Origin of the sequence: Streptomyces sp. NPDC023723 (assembly GCF_040639815.1) — a bacterium.
In the GTDB taxonomy this organism is placed as follows: Bacteria; Actinomycetota; Actinomycetes; order Streptomycetales; family Streptomycetaceae; genus Streptomyces.
Genome location: NZ_JBFAAP010000002.1, coordinates 238,712 through 255,343, shown reverse-complemented (window position 1 = coordinate 255,343; position 16,632 = coordinate 238,712). Strand labels below are relative to the sequence as shown.

Below are 16,632 nucleotides of genomic sequence, written 5' to 3'. Positions count from 1 at the left end.
TCCTTCGGGTGAGGTCGGAGGGGGGCAGGGGAGCGGGTCAGGAGACCGCGGCCCAGATCGCGTTGGCGTCGGCCACGATCGTGGACGGGGTGAACGAGGCGGGCAGTGAGGTGAGACCGGTGGAGGGCAGTCGGCCGTGCCGGACGAAGGCACCGGGTATCCGGGCGCTGCCGCCCGGGTAGCTGCCCATACTCGCGCCGACCATGAAACCGGGGCCGTTGGTCTTCGGGTCGGGGCCGTTGATCAGCAGCGCGACCCAGTAGTAGCCGGCGACGGCGGTGTAGGCGGTGGTCAGCTTCAGGACGAACGTGGTGCCCTCGGTCGCGGTGATCTGGGTGTTCAGCGCGCCGGTGACGCCGACCCGCTTGCCGGCGCTGTCGTAGAGCCCGGCGAAGGAGGTGGCGGCGAGGCCGGTGCCGGCGTAACCGTCCACGTAGAAGCAGACGTTGGTGACGGTGCCGCCGGTGGTCAGGGGGACACCGATGAGGTACACGTTGCCGTTGATGCAGTACTGGGCGGTGGACGGGGAGGACGCCGCCGGGTCGAACGCCCAGGCCTTGAAGCCCAGCGCCGCGGGCGTCCAGATGCCCGACGGCATCCGGGTGTCGACGTACGACCGGCGCACCAGCCCGTCGGCGGTGGCGGGGTCGGCGGAGACGGTGGGCACGGTGGCGAAGGACTTGGCGCCCGCGATGGTCTGGTCGCCGGTGAGCAGCACGGCCTGGTCGGCGGGGGCCGCGCCGAGGCCGGAGGCGGTCAGGGTGACCGCGCCGGTCTGGCCGTTGACGGAGAGCACCGGCGCGCCGTCGATCGCCAGGTAGCGGGCGTCGGCCGCGGCCGGGGTGAGCGCCCCGAGGTCGGCGGCGGCCAGGGTGACCGCGCCGGTCAGGCCGTTGACCGAGGTGACGCCGTCGCCGGTGCCGTCGGGGAGCTGGGTGAGCGGCACCTTGCCGGTGGCGTCGAGCTGGGCGACGCCGCTCGGCTGGCCGGCCGCGGCGGTGGCCAGGGCGCCGACCTCGGTGGCGGTCAGGATGATGTCGGCCTCGGTGTGGCCGTTGACCGAGTGGACCGGACCGGCCGGGCCCTGCGGACCCGGCTCGCCCTGCGGTCCCTGCGGGCCGGGCACGGTCACGTACTGCGGGCCGGCCGGGTCGGCGGGGGCCAGGTCCGCGAGGTCCACCTCGGGGACGGACTGGGCCAGGGCGATGCGGTAGGTGCGGGTCCGGGAGATGCCGTTGAGGCGTTCGGTGACCGTGTACGTCCAGGCCAGCGGGTTCCAGCCGTCCGCGTCGGTCGCGGGCAGCGTCACGTCGAGGCGGCCGTCGCTGTCCAGGGTCGCCGTCGTCGGACCGCCGACGAAGACATCGGCGTCCGAGTGGGTGAGCAGGGACGGCGGCGCGAACTCGACGGTGCCGCCGAGCGGACGGCCGTCGAGGGCGAGGTACTGGGCGGTGAGCCGGACGGTGGGGATGGATTCGGGCAGCACGAGGACTTCCTTGTTTCTCGGTGGGGGCGTCAGGACTGGATGCCGTACAGCGCCCGCGGGACGCAGGCCACGGTGTCGCCGGCCGCCGCGACCCTGGCCTGGATCTCGAAGGCGACCGGGTCGCCGAAGGGGGCGGCGACGTCCCCGGTGAAGGCGGCGTAGAGCGTCGCGGTGCCGGTGACGGTCTGCTCGGCGGCCACCGGGATGCCGTCGACCAGCAGCCGTACGGCGGCGCCGACGCTGCCGGTGACGGCGACCTCGCACTGGACGCGCGGGTGCTGGGCGATGCCCGGACCGGCGTACAGGGTGGTCCAGTCGGTGGCGCCGGTGGACTCCCAGCGGCCGGTGTCGACCGGGACGGGCAGCGGGAACGGCAGGTAGGGGCGGGCCAGGCCGCCGCGGGCCGCGTCGGTCGCCAGCAGCGTGTTGCCCTGGTGGTCGAGCACCCGCAGCTGCTGGACCGGGCTGTTCACCGGGTCGGCGGTGATCAGCGACAGGGCCATCGAACCGTCGTCGCGGCGCAGTTCGAGCCCCTGCTGGTACCGCTTGGCGTCGGTGTCCCGGTCCGGATCGACCCGGCCGACGAGGAACAGGTCGTCGCCGAGCGAGGTGCGGGCCCGGATCCGGCCCTGGTCGCCGACGACGATGTCACCGGTGCCGACCTGGTTCATCGGCGGGCTGCTGTTGGCCGAGGCCATCAGCTCGCGGATGCGGCGCTCGATGGCCCGGATGCGGTCGAGGAGGTCGGTGGGGATGGTCGCCACGGATCACACGCCTTCCAGGTAGAGGGTGGCCGTCTCGGACTTGCCGCGCCCCGGCGGCTCCACGGCGATGCCGACGACGCGGTACCGCTCGTCCTGCGGGTCCTGGTGCCACAGGTCGCGCAGCCGCAGCCGGATGCCGGCGCCGAGCAGCGCCGGGCTGATCCGGCCGTCGAGCCGGACGGTGATCTCCGGGATGACCTCGGGCATCCGCTGCTCGGCGAGCTGCGCCTCGGCCAGCGAGCGCAGCGTCGCCTCGTCGGTGACCCCGCTGTGGTCCGAGGTGGACTCCAGCCGGGGCCAGCCCTCCGCGAGGTCGTCGGGGGCCTCGACGGACACGGTGAGCGGCTGCGACTCCTCGGACTGGTCGCTGTTGGGCGAGTCGCCGCGGGCCACCCACACATCGGCCTGCACGGTCGAGTCGGCCGGCAGGCTGTAGGTGATGACCTGGCCCGGGTGGTCCAGGACGATGTCCGACGCGCTCGCGGTGATCGTCGGATGGCCGAGCTGGAGCCGCTTGGCGCGGCGCCCCTCGGCGTCCCGGTAGCAGTGCACCCGCCACTCGAAGCCGTCCGCCAACTGCGAGAGGGAGTCCAGGAGTTCGCGTACGCGGCTGAGTGAGGAGTAGGGATAGGAGGCGTCCCGCGCCACCCCGGACATCTCGTGCCCGAGCTGGATGCCGATGTCGCCGCCCGGCTGCTCCTGGGCGTGCGCCACGAGCAGCCGGGCGATCTCCAGCTGGTCCAGCGCGGTGTAGGAGAGATCCTTGGCGAGGATGCGGTGATCGAGGTAGGAATCGAAGGTGCCGGCCTGGAACTCGGCCTGCACCCGGCCGCGTTCGTCGCTGGACGGGGTGCAGGTCCACAGCACCCCGCCCCACCAGATGTCGCCGTCCCGCTCCAGCCACACCGCGGTCCGGCCGGGTACCAGCGCGGCCCGGGCCCGGCGGGCCAGCGCGGCGTTCGGCAGCGGGACGGTGGCCGACAGCGAGCCGGACTTGCCGATGTAGTCGTCGAACTTGGTGTCCGTCAACGGCAGTACGTCGATCACCTGATCGGTGCGCAGGTCGCAGAAGACGGCCCGGTAGACGGGGGTGAGCGGGGCGTAGGCGGTACGGGGGGAACTCGTCACGCGGCGCTCCTCAGAGCATCGGGTCGACGCGGATGAACCGGTTGTCGAACCAGTGGTTGTTGGTCGTCGCGCTGGACGAGTACGCCGACACGGCGGTGTACGTCGCGCCCGCGGTGAGCCCGGTGACCGGGAAGGTGGTCGTCACCGACTGGTTGCCGCGGTTGGTGTCGATGGCCGACCGGGTCTCGACGGCGCCCTGACCGGTGACGAGGACGCCGTCCTTGCGGATGTTGGCGGACATCCGGCCCCAGCCGCCCTCCACCCCCGGCTGGCCCTGGAAGCCCACGGTGACCAGGACCTTGCCGCTCACCGGCGCGGTGAAGGTCGCGGTGATGGTCGGCCCGACCGTCCCGGTCAGCGCCTCCGACCAGGTCGTCGTCTTGCAGTAGCCGCCGTCGTTGTCGTACGCGAACGCCGGACTGGGCAGCGCCAGCACCCAGGCGGTGCCGGTCCAGCGCTCCAGCCGGCCGTTGTTGTCCCGGTACTGGCCGACGTACGAGCCGGTGGCGACCCGGCCGGTGGGGGCGATGCCGCCGAGCTGGGCCGGGTAGCTCACCCACTGGCTGCCGTCCCACCGCTGGAGCTGCGAGCTGATGTCCCGGTACTGGCCCGGGTAGCCGCCGGCCTCGGCGGTGTTGCCGTACAGCGGGAGGATGCCGCCGACGCCGACGGTCGTGGTGCGCAGGTCGGTGACGGCGGTGGCCCAGTTGATACCGCCGGTGCCGACCGAGGAACCCGCCGGGACCAGCACACTGGCCAGCGGCAGGGACGCGTCCGGGACCAGCGGGAGCGCGAGGCTGCCGTCGGTGGGGCCGCGCAGGATCTCCAGGACCGCCTCGGTACGGCCGGAGTTGTCGGTCTGGGCGTCGTAGATCCGCAGGACGACCAGGTCGGTGCGGGCGTTGTTGGCGTCGCCGTCCTCGAAGGTGACGCTGGTGTAGTCGGTGAGGACGACCGGGTACGCGCCGGCGGTCTCGCTGCCCTGGACGACGGCCCGTCCGGGGGCGATCGTCGCGGTCATCCCGGCGGTCGAGCTGAACACGTAGAAGGCCGACGTCAGCGACTTGCCGTCCGGCGAGCCCGGGATCAGCCCGCTGCGGCCGGCCAGCCCGCTGACCGGGGTGACGGCGCCGAGCGGGGCGAGCCGGGTGTCGGCACGGGACTGGCCGTTCTCGGCGTCGGTGCGGTTGACGAGCCATGCGGTGCGGAGGGGCATGGGAAGTCCTTTCGTGTGTGGTGAGGGGATTTGGGCGCGGGTGCGGGCGGGGTCACCAGTGGGCGTCGCGCCAGCGGACGGTGACCGAGGCGGTGGCGGACGGGGTGACGTCGTCGGCGCGGAACGCCAGTCGTTCTTTGGCCGGCTTCGGGTGGGGGCGCGGCGGGGTCACGGTCACCAGTGGGCGTCGCGCCAGCGGACGGTGACCGAGGCGGTGGCGGACGGGGTGACGTCGTCGGAGCGGAACGCCAGGTCGGTGGTGCCGGGTTCGAGCGTGAACAGCTGCTCGGGGGACGAGTCGGGGGTGGCGGTGTAGATACGGGACGCGGTGCCGTTGAGCAGGACCGTGCCGGCCTCGGTGTCGACGGTGAGGAGGTCGCCGGGGCCGAGCGCCAGGTCGTACTGGAGCTGGCGGCCGTCGGAGAGCCGGGTCAGCGACGGCCGCTGCACGGGCCCGCGGAACTCGACGACCGGACGGACCGACGCGCCGCCCGCGTTGACCGCGGCGATCGAACCGGCGGCCCCGGCACCGCCCCAGTCCAGCGGCCACGCCAGTCCGGAACCGGCCGCGTCCTCCCAGACCAGGCCGGGTTCCGCGACCGGCAGCCCGGTCAGCGCCTCGTGCAGCGCGGGGGCGTAGCGGCGCGGGTCGGTCGCGGTCCACTGGAGGCTGACCTTGGCGAAGCCCGCGGTGGCGTACGAGCGGTCCTGCGGGACGACCCGGCGGCTGACCCGGGCGCGCACGGCCAGCGTCTCGCCGAGCAGCCGGACCGCCAGCCAGCGTTCCTCGCCGTCGGGGCCGGTGGCGGCGCGGAACGCCGTGGTGGTGGCGAGCGGGTCGGTGCCGGCCGGCGGGGCGAGCCAGACGGTGGCGCCGACCAGCCGGGGCTGCGCCCAGCGGTCGCCGGGCCAGGCGCCGTGCTGGTCGGGGCGGAGTACGTCCCCGAGGTCCAGCTCGGGCAGGTCGTCCCAGCCGGTGATGCCGGTGCGGTCGACGGGGTAGGGGGTGCCGGTGCCCATGAGGAGGCTGCCCCACTGGATCTGGCCGTCGAGGGTGATGAGGGAGCCGGGGGTGTCGTCGGTGCTGGTGGGGGCGGGGGCGGAGACGGTTGTGGCCATGGTGGGCCGTCACCTCGCTTGGGGTTGTCGCTGGTGGGCGGGTATGCCGGCCGCGGGCACGCCGAAGGCCGCCGGCGGTGTGGGCGGGCGGCTTCTTGAGTCGTTCGGGTGTGGCTCTGGTGGCGTTCAGGCGGCCTGGCGCAGAAAGAGCAGGTCCTCCGCGACGGTCATCGGGCTGCTGCCCGCGCGCTCCTCGTAGACGCGGACCTTGGGACGGCCGGCGAGGGAGGCGGGCCCGGTGGTGGCGACGGAGCGGGACGGCGCCGGGAGGTAGCGGCCGAGCGAGGTGAGCGGCTTGACGGTGGCGGCGCCGGGCACCGCGGCCGGGTGGACGATGCCGCCCTCAGCGAGCTGCGGGATCTTTGACAGGTGGACGCCGAACTTTTTGCCGAAGAAGTTGAAGCTGAGGTGGTTGAGGCCGTCGATGACCCAGTTGGCGAAGGCGATGAGGCCCTGGATCGGGCCCTTGACCACACCGGCGACGGTCTGCGTGCCGGTCGTCATGAACTGCCCGATCGCTCGCAGGGTGCGGGAGGTGGCGTCCTTGGCCCGGGTGAACATCCGGGGGACGTCCTTGGTGATCCAGTTCAGGATCGGCTTGACCCGGTCCTTGAAGCCCCGCCAGATCGACGCGACCTTGCCGCTGAGCGCCCGGGTGTCCCCGGTGGTCAGCGCCCTGAGCACGGCGAAGCCGGTGCCGACGAGGGCGCCGATGGCGGTGAGCGCGGTGGTGATGACGCCGAGGTAGCCGGTGACGTAGGTGTTCACCGCGCTCGCGACGGCCTTGAGCAGCGGGGTCATGAGGGTCAGGTAGCCCTCGACGTACTGGAGGATCAGCGTGGCGAGCTGCTCGATCAGGCGTTGCCCGGTCTCGGAGTTGACCGCCAGGTCGATCAGCCAGCCGGCGACCGGGAGGAGGAGCCCGGTGACGAAGCCGATGGGGTTGGCGCGGGTGAGGGCGTTGATCACCAGCATGACGCCGGAGCCGATGGTTACGGCGGTGCCGAAGGTGCCCAGGAGGTTGCCGAGGACGCCCGCCGCGGTGAGAAAACCGCCCACCAGGGCGATAACACCGCCGATGCCCGACAGGATTCTAGTCAGGGACTTCCTGGAGCCCTTGGCATTGGTGCCGACGGTCTTGAGGCTGGAGGCCGCGGTAGTGGCCGTCTGCCCGGTCTTGGTGACGGATCGGGTCGCGGCTTCGGCGTGCGCCTTGAACGGAGTGAGGGCGGTGGTGCTCTGGGCGACGGCGGAGCGAAACCCGACGATGGCGCTGGATGAGCTCTTCACCCGGCTGGTGAACGTCCGGAGGGAACCGCCGCTCTGGGACAGCCGCGTATGGAACGTCCGCAAAGCGGGCGAGACGCTGGTGAGCGGACTGCGGAACGTGGTCTGGCCGGTGGCGACCGTGGCATTCATCCGCGTGCCTTCGCCAGGAACTCCAGGGCGTGGGCGGTCTGCTGGGCGCTGCTGGTCTCGGCGGCGTAGTAGTGCTCGATGTACAGCGCGCTGTCGGTCACGCCGGTCCCGGCGTACGCCTGGCGCCCGGCGGCCCGGCGCAGCAGCTGGTCGAGCTTGCTGAGCGGCAGGACGGCCTCCGCCTCACCGGCCTCGGCGAGGATCGCCGGGACCCCGCCGGAGCGGGGCATGACGACGCCGCCGGTGGCCAGCATGGGGATCTTCGGGAGGCTGACGCCGAACGTCTTGCCGCCGACGCCGGGGACCCAGCCGGGGATCGAGACCTTGATGCCGTTGAGGGCGCCGATCGCGCGATTGATGATGCCGATGACCGAGTTCAGGGGGCCCTTGACCGCGCTCTTGATGCCGTCGAAGGCGCGGCCGGCGATGCCCTTGAGGCCGCCCCAGATGCTCGACAGCTTGTCCTTGACGGCGCGGAATGCGTTCGGGATCGCCGACTTGACCCAGTTGACGACCGGGGAGATGACGGCCTTGATGCCCTTCCAGACGCTGGAGACGACGGTCTTGATCGCCTTCAGCGCGGTGGTGATAACCGTCTTCCAGATGGCGACGTAGGTCTTGATGACCGTCGCCACGGCCTTGACGACCTTGGAGATCGCCGACTTGATGCCGTTCCAGACGGACTTGATCAGCTTCGCGGCGTTCTTCATGATCGGCCCGATGGCCTTCATGACGGTGCTGATCACGGACTTGATGACGTCGAAGGCGGTCTTGAGGACCTTCTGCATGGTCTTCGACTTGGTCGCCATCTCGACGACCTTCTGGATGAGCGGCATGAGCAGGTCCATGAGCATGCCGAAGAAGTTGCCCTTCATCGACTTGTTCATCTTGTCCTGGCCCTTGGCCGCCTTGCTCGCCCCGGACTCGTACTTGCCGAGGTTCTTGCCGGCGCTGGTGCCGGTCTTGCCGGCCTTGGCGACCGACTTCTCGGCCTGGTCGGAAGCCTTCCTGAGGTCCTTCAGCTCCTTTTCTGCGCTTTGGGTAGCTGTCTTGAGGGACTTGAGCTGAGTTGCCCCTGTTTTCCCCGCACTGCCGAGCGACTTCGCGGTAGAAGCAGCGGCGGTCGCCTTGTTTTTGAAAGTTTGCAGGGAGCTTGAGGCGTTTTTAAGTGATACTGCCAGGGACATTCATACCTCCGGGGGCGGGTCTCCTATGTGGATCGTCAGCTGTCGGGTCCGCCGCCTCCTACCGCCGCGGCAGCCGCTCGGGCTGCCTCCTCCAACCGGTGAAGGCCCTGCGCACTGGTCTGCAGCTGGTCCATGGCACTCTGCGATTGGCGCTGGAGATCGGCTATCTGCTGCTGGGTCTGCTGGAAGCGCGTCTGCGCCTCCTGCCCCTCTCGCTGTAGCCGGGCGGCGCGCTGGGTGTCGGTTTCGTTGGCTGGCGGAGGTTGCTGCGTGTTGGAGGGGGATGCGCCCGTGGGCCAGAGAAAGCCGTAATTGTTGCGCTCGATTCCCCTTGAACTCAGAAACCTCTCGATTACCTCCTCGCCTTTCCAGAGGGAAGGTAGCTCCAATTTGAAGACGTCCCAGGCGGCGACGCCGAGATTGGATTCGAACTTCCCCAACACACCACCAGTGGCCGTCTGTTGGAAGTCGCTCTGATTCTCGATGGCCGTGATCCGGTCACTGAGAGCCTGATCAGCGGTCGGCTCACTTCCCGGCTTGTATCCGGTGTAGGTTTCCAGTCTGCCGAGACGGTCTTTGAGCTCTTTGCAGTCGTCTGTCATACTTGCCTCCGGCTGATCAGTTCGTTTCGAGGGGGCGCAACGTGATTAACCTGATACTTCTGACTGTCTGGTTGACCTTGTCCGTAATCTCACTTTTTTTCCTTATTCAGGGCAGGCGATTCAAGCGAGGAGGTGTGGTGGTGGAGGCATTGTGTGTCGGCCACTTCACTCCTGCCGCGGACGGATACGCGGGGTCCGTGCTCGAGTACTCGGTCGCCGGCTTGGGGCCCTATCGAGCCGAGGTGACCAAAAGGAAATATCACCCTGCCGAAATCGGGCAGACGGTGCAAGTTCTGGTAAATCCGAAAATGTCGGGTAGGGCTGTGTTGCAGAGCGAGCGTGACAGCAAGGTGGGGCTGGTCATCTACCTGATGATGACCGCCATTCTGGCGCTGATTTTCGTGGCCGATCTTCTCTAGCCGGCGGTCGCGTCGGTCCTATTGTTCGGATCTGTCTGGTTGAGGAGGAAAATGGGTAACTGTCCGGCAGTGATTATTTGCCGTCCATGAACATTCTCGTCGTCGGCTCGGACAGGCAGCCTTTTGTTGCATGGTCGACTGCAGCCCGATAGTCGTGAGGCGGGTCCTGGCACCGGCCCCCAAATCGGGGGAGGCGGTGCCTCTCGTGTATGACGGGCGGAACGAGGGACTGGCGAAGCGGCAGGCCTGATTTAACTCGGCCTCAGCGGGATTCTGCTCGCAGTGGGGGCGTGGATTATCTGAGCCGGCGTGTGGAGATGGGGCTCTGCTCTGCTCGGGTATCTGGACAAGCGGAAGGGTAGGTAATGATTTTTCTGGGAGCCGTTTTCATATGTCTGGGGTTGTTTTCGCTTCTGGCTCAGTCGGGCAACTTCTTGGAGCATCGTCGACTGCAGGCATTGAAACATCACGGCGTGGACGGACAGGCGGTATACGCCTTCCATGAGTACGTGACCAATTCCCATCGAGTATTTCTCGACATCTGCCTTCCGGAGGGGCAGCCGAGAGCCCGGTTCCATGAGTACATGCAAGCATTGCCGGGTCCTGAGGGCACGGTCGTGCCGGTTGTGTACGACAGCCGGAAGCCGAAGCGGGCGAAGGTGGGAGTACGGGCGGAATTGGACTACGAGTATGAGTTGGGGAGTGTTCTCCTGCTCGGTGCCGGCGGCCTGATCCTGATCTTTGCGGGGGTGGTGCTCTGCCTCATCGATGCGCTAGTCTGACGTGCTCGCCGGAACTTTCAGTTTGCTGATCGCCTGTGTTTTCTTTTTTGCGCTTTCGCTATCCGGAACTCAGGCCGGCGGAATTCGAGTGGCGTGCCGAGGTTGAAACTCGTAGCGTTCGACAGTGTCGCCGGTTCGGCCTTCATTGGGCTTTCCCTGCAAGTTCTGTCACCTCAAGGTGACTGTGCGTAAGACGCACGGATGGCCGGTCTGTCGGGTTGCCGTCAGCGCGTCCGTCCAGCCCGCCGCGTAGGCGTGCGACTCCAGGGTGAGCAGTTCCTCGTAGACCCGGCCGAAGAGGGCCTCGTCGGCAGCGGCCAGGGTGTGCAGGAGATGGGCGAGACGGGCGTAGGTGTCGACCGCTTGCTGCGGGGAGTTGCTCGTGCCAGTCGCCATGTCTGTGTGCATTCCGGTCGATCCGGGCGGCTGGGGGCCGCTGGACCGCCCGGCGGCACAGAGGCTGCCGGGCGGTGGGCAGGGAGACGTCGTACGGACGTTCCAGATGCGGTGACGGGTCATCGTCGGACGCCGCTTAGCGCGGACCCGGTTCAGGCGAAGAACCGGGCCAGCTCGACCGGGGACGGACGCTGGGGACCGGACCCGTTCGCAGTCGGGGCCGCCGTGGGTGTCTCCGCGGCTGAGCCGGCGGTCCGGTCCGGGTAACCGCCTCCGGTCCCGCCCGGGGCCACCGGCTCCGCGTCGTCCGCCTCCGCCCCGTCCCCCGGACGCGGCACCGGCGCCGGCGGTTCCGGCTGGTCCCCCTCCTCCGAGTTGACGGAGGCGAACATCCAGTTGGCCGCGGCGAGATGGTCCACGGCGGCGGCCAGCAGGTGGTCCGTCACCGACCAGTCGGCGGCCTCGCCGTGCAGGTCGCGGTTGACGGCGCTGTCCCGTGGCAGGTGCTTGATGAGCACCGCGAGCCGCCGGCTGGAGAGGCGTTCGCGGTGCCAGTCGAGCAGATCCACTCCGTAGTGCCGGAGCAGATCGGACTCCAGTGCCTCGGCGTGTTCGTCTACGAACCCGACGAGGCTCAGCCTTCCCCCAGGCCGAGCCCGGTCTCCTTGCCGTAGGCCTCCAGGATGGCGGCGATGTCCTGCATGGTGACCTCGTACTGCTCGAAGCGGGCGAACTGCTGCTCGCCCATGAGCAGGCGGAGCAGCCCGTCCACGTCGTTGTCGTCGAGCTTGCGCAGCGCCTTCGCGGTCGCGCGGGACAGTTCCGTGGGCAGGGTGAAGCTCTCGCCGTCGAGCTCGAACGACCAGGTACGGCCGAGGGCTTCGAGGCGCTGGGCGCGGGCCGCGTTGACGTCGAAACGGGACACGGATGCTCCTTCGTGTGTGAGGTGGAGAAGGGGGAAGGGGGAGGGAGACGGGCGGGGCGGGGTTCGGCCGCCCCGCCCGTCGGTGGATCAGGCCGCGGCGTACGCGCTGTCCTTCATCACGAAGCTGGCCAGCGGCGAGCCGTCCGGCGTGGCCATGGCGGTGAAGGTGATGCCGAGCTGGGCCGGGGCCTTGCGGGCCAGCTTGATGTCGTCGGCCGCGGTGACCTGGCCGCGCGGGATGCCGAACCGGTACGTCACCGCGGTGCTGCCCGCCCGGTCGGTGAACTCCAGGCCGAGGGCGTGCGGGTCGGCGTACGGGCGGTCCGCGACGTCGTACTTGTAGACGCCCGAGGAGGTGGCGCCCGCGTCGGCGACGGCGCCGCCGCCCATGAAGAACGGCAGCGTCTCCTCGTTGAACTGCATCAGCGAGAACTTCAGCGTCAGGTCCCGGTCGGAGTACACGAAGTGCACCGGGCTGACGACCTGCCAGACGTCCACCGGCTCCAGCTTGTCCTTCTTGCTGAAGGTGACGCCGTCGCCGGAGGTGTAGCCGAGGTCCTTCCAGGTGGTGCCCCAGTCGTCGGCGGAGTCGGTGTCGGTGAACGTCTCCGGGACGGCCGTCCCGGCGGGGGCGATGAAGAGGCGCCCGGCGCCGGCGATACGGATCTCGGAGGTGTTGGTGCCTGCCATGCTCGGTCTCCTTGTTGAGAGGTAGGGGGACTACGGGGGTGTGTCCGGTCGCCTGTGACGGCGTCCCGGGCACGACGAAGGCCCCGCCGGGTGACGGGGCCTTCGGGCTTGTGGGCGCCCCTCGGTGCGGGGGCGCGGGGGCGGTCAGTAGATGTCGACCGCGACCTTGATCACGCACACGTAGCGGTTGGCCGCGGCGTACAGGTAGTCGGGCATCCAGCGCGGACCGTCCTGTTCGACGACGTCGGTGATGACGTTCGTGCCGAAGGTGCGGCCCGCCGCAGCGAGCAGCGCGCGCCGGCCGGTGTTGGCCAGGGTGTGCGCGGTGGCCTTGTCCGGCCCGTACACCTCCAGCTCGATCAGCGGCTCGTCGACGTGCAGTTCGCCGACCCAGGCGCCGCCGCGCCGGTTGACCAGCACGGCGGCGGCGGTGCCGTCGAAGTCGGCGGGCGGCTCGACCGCGACGAGCGCGGTGGCCAGGCCCGGGTCGTCCTCCAGGATCTCGACGACCAGCCTTTCGACTTCGATGAAGGCGCTCGGGGGCGGGACGGGTGTGGTCATGCCGGGTTCACCTCGGGGCGGCGGGGCGCACAGGGCGCCGGGGCGGGTTACGGGCTGCGGGCCGGGAGGCGCCGGGTGGGCGCCGCGCGGAGGAGCGGGGGAGGCGCGCGGCGCCCACCCGGCGGGAGCGGCGGCATCGCTGTCCGACCCTGCGGGCACAGCTCCGCCGCTGCACCAACTGTGACACGGATCGTGCGCGCACGCAACGTAGGTGGTGAGTGAGCACGGGAAGGAGGCGGGTGCGGGACGCAGCTGCCTGAGGGTGAAGTAGGACTTGATGGCGGTGGCGACGGCCTTGACGACCTCGGGGACGGCGGTCTTGCCCCCGTTCCAGACCTTCTCCATCAGCGCGTCGGTGGCCTGCCTGATCGGCCCGACGGCCTTCATCGCCAAGGTGATGACGTTCCTGAGCGGGCTGAAGGCGGTCTTGAGGACCTTCTGCGCGGATGGCCTTCGACTGCATCGCCATGTCCAACACCTCGGTGATCAGCGGTGCCGGGAGGGCGAGCAGCACGCCGATGAGTTGCCCTTCATCGACTTGTTGAGCCCCTGCATGCCCTGTCGGCCTTGGTGGCCCCGGACTGGAACTTGCAGATGGCGGTACCGCCGGTCTGGCCGGCCGCGGTGAGGGACTTCTCGGTCTTGCCGGCTGCGGTCTGGTGCGATATCAGCTCTTTGGCGGCTTGACTTGCCGGGTGTTTGAGGGGCCGACTCTCAACCCACTGTTGCCTGAAGATGCGTTCTTTGTGAGTGTGCGCCGCCTAAGTGCATCACCCTGACTTGAAGACGGAACGAAAGATTCGGAGTTTTCGAGCCCGAGAACGCTGTATTTTTTGTAGCGTCCTCAAGATCCTTGACCATGACTTCCAGGCTTGCCATAGTGATCCTTTGGGGAGTGTGAATAGAAGAATGATCGGCAGGTCGGGATGCTGTTCTTTGTGATCTTTTTGGCCGCAATGTCGCTTTTTGTCTTTACGCAGCTCTATGAGGTACCCGATCGGTGTATGCAAGCCACCGGATCGGAAAGTAACTCAAATCCAAGCGGGACCCATCCGTTCAAAGGGGTCCTCTGAATCTCGCGCTGTCGATCGTTCGGTTTCCGTATCCCTCCCTGCGTCGAGTTGTCCATTGGATACTTGTTGTGAAAGGTGGAGTTTTGGGTCTTATCTTTGCTTACGCGCCTACGCTCGCACTTCTGGTGCTAGGAGGTCTCGGACTACGTGACGCCGTTCTTCTCAACAAGCGCGGTGTGCGAGCAGAAGGGCAACGCGGCGGCACGAGCTGGAATGGAAACATTCCTTCGGTAGACGTCATCTATCGAGATGGGGATGGGGTCGAGCATTACGTCACGGTAGCTGCAGAAGAGTTGGGTGTTTCCAGCCCGGACTCGCCCGTACCCGTCGTCTACGATCCACTCAAGGTCGACAGAGCGATGACTGAAAAGGTTTTGCACGCTCCTAAATGGAAGACTATGGACGGGTACATGGTGATGGTTGGTCTCGGATTGGCAATCATAGTGACGGTAGGAATTGCAGCCATCTACGCCTAGACCTAGTCAGTCGTCGCCGCTTGGTCCGATCCGGTCGATCTGTAAGTAGCGGGTAGTGCGACATGGTCAGTCCAGCTGAGTCCCCACCCCTCCTTGTCGAACTCCAGCTCTCCGGTTTTTGCTGTATCGGGTGAGTTATCCGTCCTTTGGGCGTCCGCCTCGAGCGCTGTGAGGCGTTTTTGTAGATCGTCTGATCCTCTCCCCTGTGGGGCGACAGATTTTCGGGCGCTCTCGCGATCGGTTAGTTGATCTCTGTATGCCCTTTCAAAGGTAAGGTCTTCTTTGGTGCATGCCCTTCTTGTTCTTATGGTCTATCAGACGTAGGTGTTTTGCATGGTACGGAGAGAATTTATGCATCATGTCTATCTTGCCTCAGATGGTTCGGTAGGATATCGATGGTCGTACGCGATCGGCGTCCTGTGGATAGGAATCGGTGTGTGGGGCTCGGTGCGAGAGGTCATGAAGAGGCGCCGACGAGTTGAGGTGTCGGGACAGTGTGTTTCGTCGAGATACGTGGCGGACGACGTGTATCACGTGTCTTTTCAGGCGATCCCGGACAGTCGAATTGAGGTCTTCAAGAAGGAGAAGCGGGCTCGGTTCAAGGAGGGCGCCAAGGTGACTATCTCCTACGATCCTAAAGATCGCAGTGATGCGGAGCTTGCGGGGGATCGCTCCGCGTTCGATCCATGGAAGGGTATCCTTTTCATCTCGCCTATAGGAATATTCATCATCCTCGTATTGTGGCTTTCGTTCAGGACGCTGCAGTCCTAGAACGTGATGAATCGAATGAATGTCCGAGTGGTTTGGTTCTGCTGGTAGCACTGAAACTGGCCCAGGAGACGTTGAGCGATGGCAGCTCCGCCGAAGACTTCCGTAGGCTCCTCCTCCAGGCCCGGACGGGGCCCGGTGCCGGGGGTCCGGTTGGTCGGAGTCGCCGTCGCCCTTGGCGACTGAGGATGTCCAGTTGGCCGCCGCGTGGTGGTCGACGGTTGCTGCCAGGGGGTAGTTGGTGCCGGCCCAGTGGATGGCTTCGCCGTCCGTTTCGCGGATTGTGGCGCTGTCCCTGGGCAGGTGTTTGATCGGGATGGCGAGTCGGCGGTGAGTGAGCCGGCCGCGGTGCCAGTCGAGCAGGTCAAGTTCGTAGTGCCGGAGCAGGTCGGCTACGAGGGTCTCAGCGGCCCTGGCGTGCTTTTCGGTGGACGCGTCGAGGCTCAGCCTCCCCCCAGGGCCGAGCCCGGTCTCCCTGCCGTACGCCTCCAAAATGGCGGCGACGTCCTGCATCCGTCGACGTCGTTGTCGTCCAGGCCGCGCAGGGTCCGGGCGGTGGTCCCGGTCAGTTCGGTGGAGAGTTGGAAGGTCTCGCCGTCAAACTCGAACGACCAGGTTCGGGCCAGTGTCTCCATGTGATGGGCGCGGGCCGCGTTCACGTCGAAGGTGGCCCATGAGGTCTTCGTTCCAGGAGGAATGGAAGGGGGCGGAAGGGGCCGAGTCCGACGGAGCGCTGAGCGCGGCGGTGGTGCTGGTGCGGTCGTGCGTCAGGTGCTACGGGGTGCCGGTGCACACACGGCGTCGGCGCCTCGATGTGTTCGCCCGGCAAGCCGGGGCGGCGGGTTACGCCGTCGTCGCGTACGACGGGTCCTTCATCACGAAGGCCGCCAGCGGCTGGGTCGCCGGAGGGAGGGGCGGTGAAGGTGATGCCCAGGGGCGCGGCGGCCCCGCGGGCCAGCTTGATGTCGTCCGAGGCGGTGACCTGGCCGTGCGGAATGACGAACCGGTAGATGATGTCGGAGCCGTCGTTGCACTCCGCCAGGGCGTGCTCGTCGTACTGCGGGCCGTCCGGCACGTTGCAGGAGAAGAGTCGGCGGTGTCGTCGTCCGTGAAGAACGACAGCGTGTCCTCGTTGAACCGGAGCGTGGCGAACTTCAGCGTCCGGTCGCGGTCCGAGCACACGAAAGCGGGCCCGGCTGACCGCCTGCCAGGTCTCCACCGGGTCGAGCTTGTCCTTCTTGCTGAAGGTCACGCCGTCGGTGAGGCGTACCGAGTTCCCGCCAGACCGTGTTGTCCCAGGCGGCAGACGGACTGGCGGAGAACTGGGTGGGCGTGGCCGCGCCGACCTTGCTGATGAGGAGGCGGCCCGTGCCGGTGATACGGATCTCGGAGTGGCGGGGCCTTGCTCTGGTGCGGTGTCGGATGGGCGACGCCGGTGTGGAGGGGAGCGGTCGTGCCGCTCAGTCCGTACGGACCGTGAACCGCAGGATGCACACGTACCGGTTGGCGTCCGCGTAGATCGTCGATCCAGGCGCCGCCCATGCGGGAGACCGTCACTGCCTTCTGGGCTCCGTTGAAGCCGGTGTACGGGTCGAGGACGGGTGTCTGTGCGTACGGCCCG

Annotated in this window: 16 protein-coding genes and 3 pseudogenes; 4 read left to right on the top strand and 15 right to left on the bottom strand. The window is 68.0% G+C overall.

Features of this window, described 5'->3' with window-relative positions:
* Positions 1-37: 37 nt before the first annotated feature.
* The 8 genes from AB0G32_RS03985 to AB0G32_RS03950 form a co-directional block, all read right to left on the bottom strand.
* Positions 38-1,486: a phage tail protein gene (locus tag AB0G32_RS03985; protein ID WP_361157715.1), complete on the bottom strand. Its 1,449-nt coding sequence runs from the start codon at positions 1,484-1,486 to the stop codon at positions 38-40.
* Positions 1,487-1,515: 29 nt separating this feature from the next.
* The gene (locus AB0G32_RS03980; RefSeq protein ID WP_361157713.1) at positions 1,516-2,250 is read right to left on the bottom strand and encodes a hypothetical protein; all 735 of its coding nucleotides are present in this window, start codon (positions 2,248-2,250) and stop codon (positions 1,516-1,518) included.
* Positions 2,251-2,253: 3 nt separating this feature from the next.
* The gene (locus tag AB0G32_RS03975; protein ID WP_361157710.1) at positions 2,254-3,378 is read right to left on the bottom strand and encodes a hypothetical protein; all 1,125 of its coding nucleotides are present in this window, start codon (positions 3,376-3,378) and stop codon (positions 2,254-2,256) included.
* 10 nt (positions 3,379-3,388) lie between these two features.
* Positions 3,389-4,594: a hypothetical protein gene (locus AB0G32_RS03970; protein ID WP_361157707.1), complete on the bottom strand. Its 1,206-nt coding sequence runs from the start codon at positions 4,592-4,594 to the stop codon at positions 3,389-3,391.
* Between the two features lie 174 nt (positions 4,595-4,768).
* A complete protein-coding gene (locus AB0G32_RS03965) occupies positions 4,769-5,713 on the bottom strand; it encodes a phage tail protein (RefSeq protein ID WP_361157704.1) in 945 nt (314 codons plus the stop codon).
* Between the two features lie 126 nt (positions 5,714-5,839).
* Positions 5,840-7,132, bottom strand: a complete 1,293-nt coding sequence (locus tag AB0G32_RS03960; protein ID WP_361157701.1) for a hypothetical protein — start codon at positions 7,130-7,132, stop codon at positions 5,840-5,842.
* On the bottom strand, positions 7,129-8,319 hold the full coding sequence (locus AB0G32_RS03955) for a phage tail protein (protein WP_361157699.1): 1,191 nt from the start codon (positions 8,317-8,319) through the stop codon (positions 7,129-7,131). Before AB0G32_RS03955 ends, AB0G32_RS03960 begins: the two co-directional genes overlap by 4 nt.
* 35 nt (positions 8,320-8,354) lie before the next feature.
* Entirely contained in the window at positions 8,355-8,921 is a 567-nt protein-coding gene (locus AB0G32_RS03950; RefSeq protein ID WP_361157696.1) for a hypothetical protein, read from the bottom strand.
* 41 nt (positions 8,922-8,962) lie between these two features.
* Between AB0G32_RS03950 and AB0G32_RS03945 the strand changes: the two genes are divergently transcribed.
* Both AB0G32_RS03945 and AB0G32_RS03940 read left to right on the top strand, forming a co-directional pair.
* Complete coding sequence (locus AB0G32_RS03945) at positions 8,963-9,340, top strand: DUF3592 domain-containing protein (RefSeq protein WP_361157694.1); 378 nt, start codon at positions 8,963-8,965, stop codon at positions 9,338-9,340.
* Positions 9,341-9,705: 365 nt separating this feature from the next.
* The gene (locus tag AB0G32_RS03940) at positions 9,706-10,122 is read left to right on the top strand and encodes a DUF3592 domain-containing protein (RefSeq protein WP_361157692.1); all 417 of its coding nucleotides are present in this window, start codon (positions 9,706-9,708) and stop codon (positions 10,120-10,122) included.
* Between the two features lie 168 nt (positions 10,123-10,290).
* On the opposite strand, the gene AB0G32_RS03935 is transcribed toward AB0G32_RS03940, so the two are convergent.
* The 5 genes and pseudogenes from AB0G32_RS03935 to AB0G32_RS03915 all read right to left on the bottom strand — a co-directional run bounded on the left by AB0G32_RS03935 (position 10,291) and on the right by AB0G32_RS03915 (position 12,694).
* On the bottom strand, positions 10,291-10,518 hold the full coding sequence (locus AB0G32_RS03935) for a hypothetical protein (protein ID WP_361157689.1): 228 nt from the start codon (positions 10,516-10,518) through the stop codon (positions 10,291-10,293).
* A gap of 305 nt (positions 10,519-10,823) precedes the next feature.
* Positions 10,824-11,087, bottom strand: a pseudogene (locus AB0G32_RS03930) (hypothetical protein); the annotation flags it as partial.
* Between the two features lie 65 nt (positions 11,088-11,152).
* The gene (locus AB0G32_RS03925) at positions 11,153-11,443 is read right to left on the bottom strand and encodes a hypothetical protein (RefSeq protein ID WP_190206109.1); all 291 of its coding nucleotides are present in this window, start codon (positions 11,441-11,443) and stop codon (positions 11,153-11,155) included.
* Between the two features lie 87 nt (positions 11,444-11,530).
* Complete coding sequence (locus AB0G32_RS03920; protein WP_361157686.1) at positions 11,531-12,133, bottom strand: phage tail protein; 603 nt, start codon at positions 12,131-12,133, stop codon at positions 11,531-11,533.
* A gap of 144 nt (positions 12,134-12,277) precedes the next feature.
* Positions 12,278-12,694 carry a hypothetical protein gene (locus AB0G32_RS03915; RefSeq protein ID WP_361158237.1) on the bottom strand — a complete coding sequence of 139 codons (417 nt, stop codon included), beginning with the start codon at positions 12,692-12,694 and terminating at the stop codon, positions 12,278-12,280.
* A 1,156-nt stretch (positions 12,695-13,850) separates the two neighbouring features.
* On the opposite strand from AB0G32_RS03915, the gene AB0G32_RS03910 reads away from it, so the two are divergent.
* Positions 13,851-14,243 (top strand): hypothetical protein, encoded by a 393-nt coding sequence (locus AB0G32_RS03910; protein ID WP_361157684.1) that lies wholly within the window; start codon positions 13,851-13,853, stop codon positions 14,241-14,243.
* Between the two features lie 333 nt (positions 14,244-14,576).
* Entirely contained in the window at positions 14,577-15,014 is a 438-nt protein-coding gene (locus tag AB0G32_RS03905) for a DUF3592 domain-containing protein (RefSeq protein WP_361158234.1), read from the top strand.
* 450 nt (positions 15,015-15,464) lie between these two features.
* On the opposite strand, the pseudogene AB0G32_RS03900 reads toward AB0G32_RS03905, so the two are convergent.
* Positions 15,465-15,646 (bottom strand): annotated as a pseudogene (locus AB0G32_RS03900) (hypothetical protein); the annotation flags it as partial.
* 208 nt (positions 15,647-15,854) lie between these two features.
* A pseudogene (locus tag AB0G32_RS03895) lies at positions 15,855-16,435 on the bottom strand (phage tail protein).
* Positions 16,436-16,632: the final 197 nt, after the last annotated feature.

Excerpts from the sequence above, each read along its gene's own strand:
- AB0G32_RS03915 (WP_361158237.1), bottom strand. The coding sequence starts at position 12,694 with ATGACCACACCCGTCCCGCCCCCGAGCGCCTTCATCGAAGTCGAAAGG.
- AB0G32_RS03955 (WP_361157699.1), bottom strand. The coding sequence starts at position 8,319 with ATGTCCCTGGCAGTATCACTTAAAAACGCCTCAAGCTCCCTGCAAACT.
- AB0G32_RS03940 (WP_361157692.1), top strand. The coding sequence starts at position 9,706 with ATGATTTTTCTGGGAGCCGTTTTCATATGTCTGGGGTTGTTTTCGCTT.
- AB0G32_RS03905 (WP_361158234.1), top strand. The coding sequence starts at position 14,577 with ATGGTACGGAGAGAATTTATGCATCATGTCTATCTTGCCTCAGATGGT.
- AB0G32_RS03965 (WP_361157704.1), bottom strand. The coding sequence starts at position 5,713 with ATGGCCACAACCGTCTCCGCCCCCGCCCCCACCAGCACCGACGACACC.
- AB0G32_RS03935 (WP_361157689.1), bottom strand. The coding sequence starts at position 10,518 with ATGGCGACTGGCACGAGCAACTCCCCGCAGCAAGCGGTCGACACCTAC.
- AB0G32_RS03950 (WP_361157696.1), bottom strand. The coding sequence starts at position 8,921 with ATGACAGACGACTGCAAAGAGCTCAAAGACCGTCTCGGCAGACTGGAA.
- AB0G32_RS03960 (WP_361157701.1), bottom strand. The coding sequence starts at position 7,132 with ATGAATGCCACGGTCGCCACCGGCCAGACCACGTTCCGCAGTCCGCTC.
- AB0G32_RS03920 (WP_361157686.1), bottom strand. The coding sequence starts at position 12,133 with ATGGCAGGCACCAACACCTCCGAGATCCGTATCGCCGGCGCCGGGCGC.
- AB0G32_RS03970 (WP_361157707.1), bottom strand. The coding sequence starts at position 4,594 with ATGCCCCTCCGCACCGCATGGCTCGTCAACCGCACCGACGCCGAGAAC.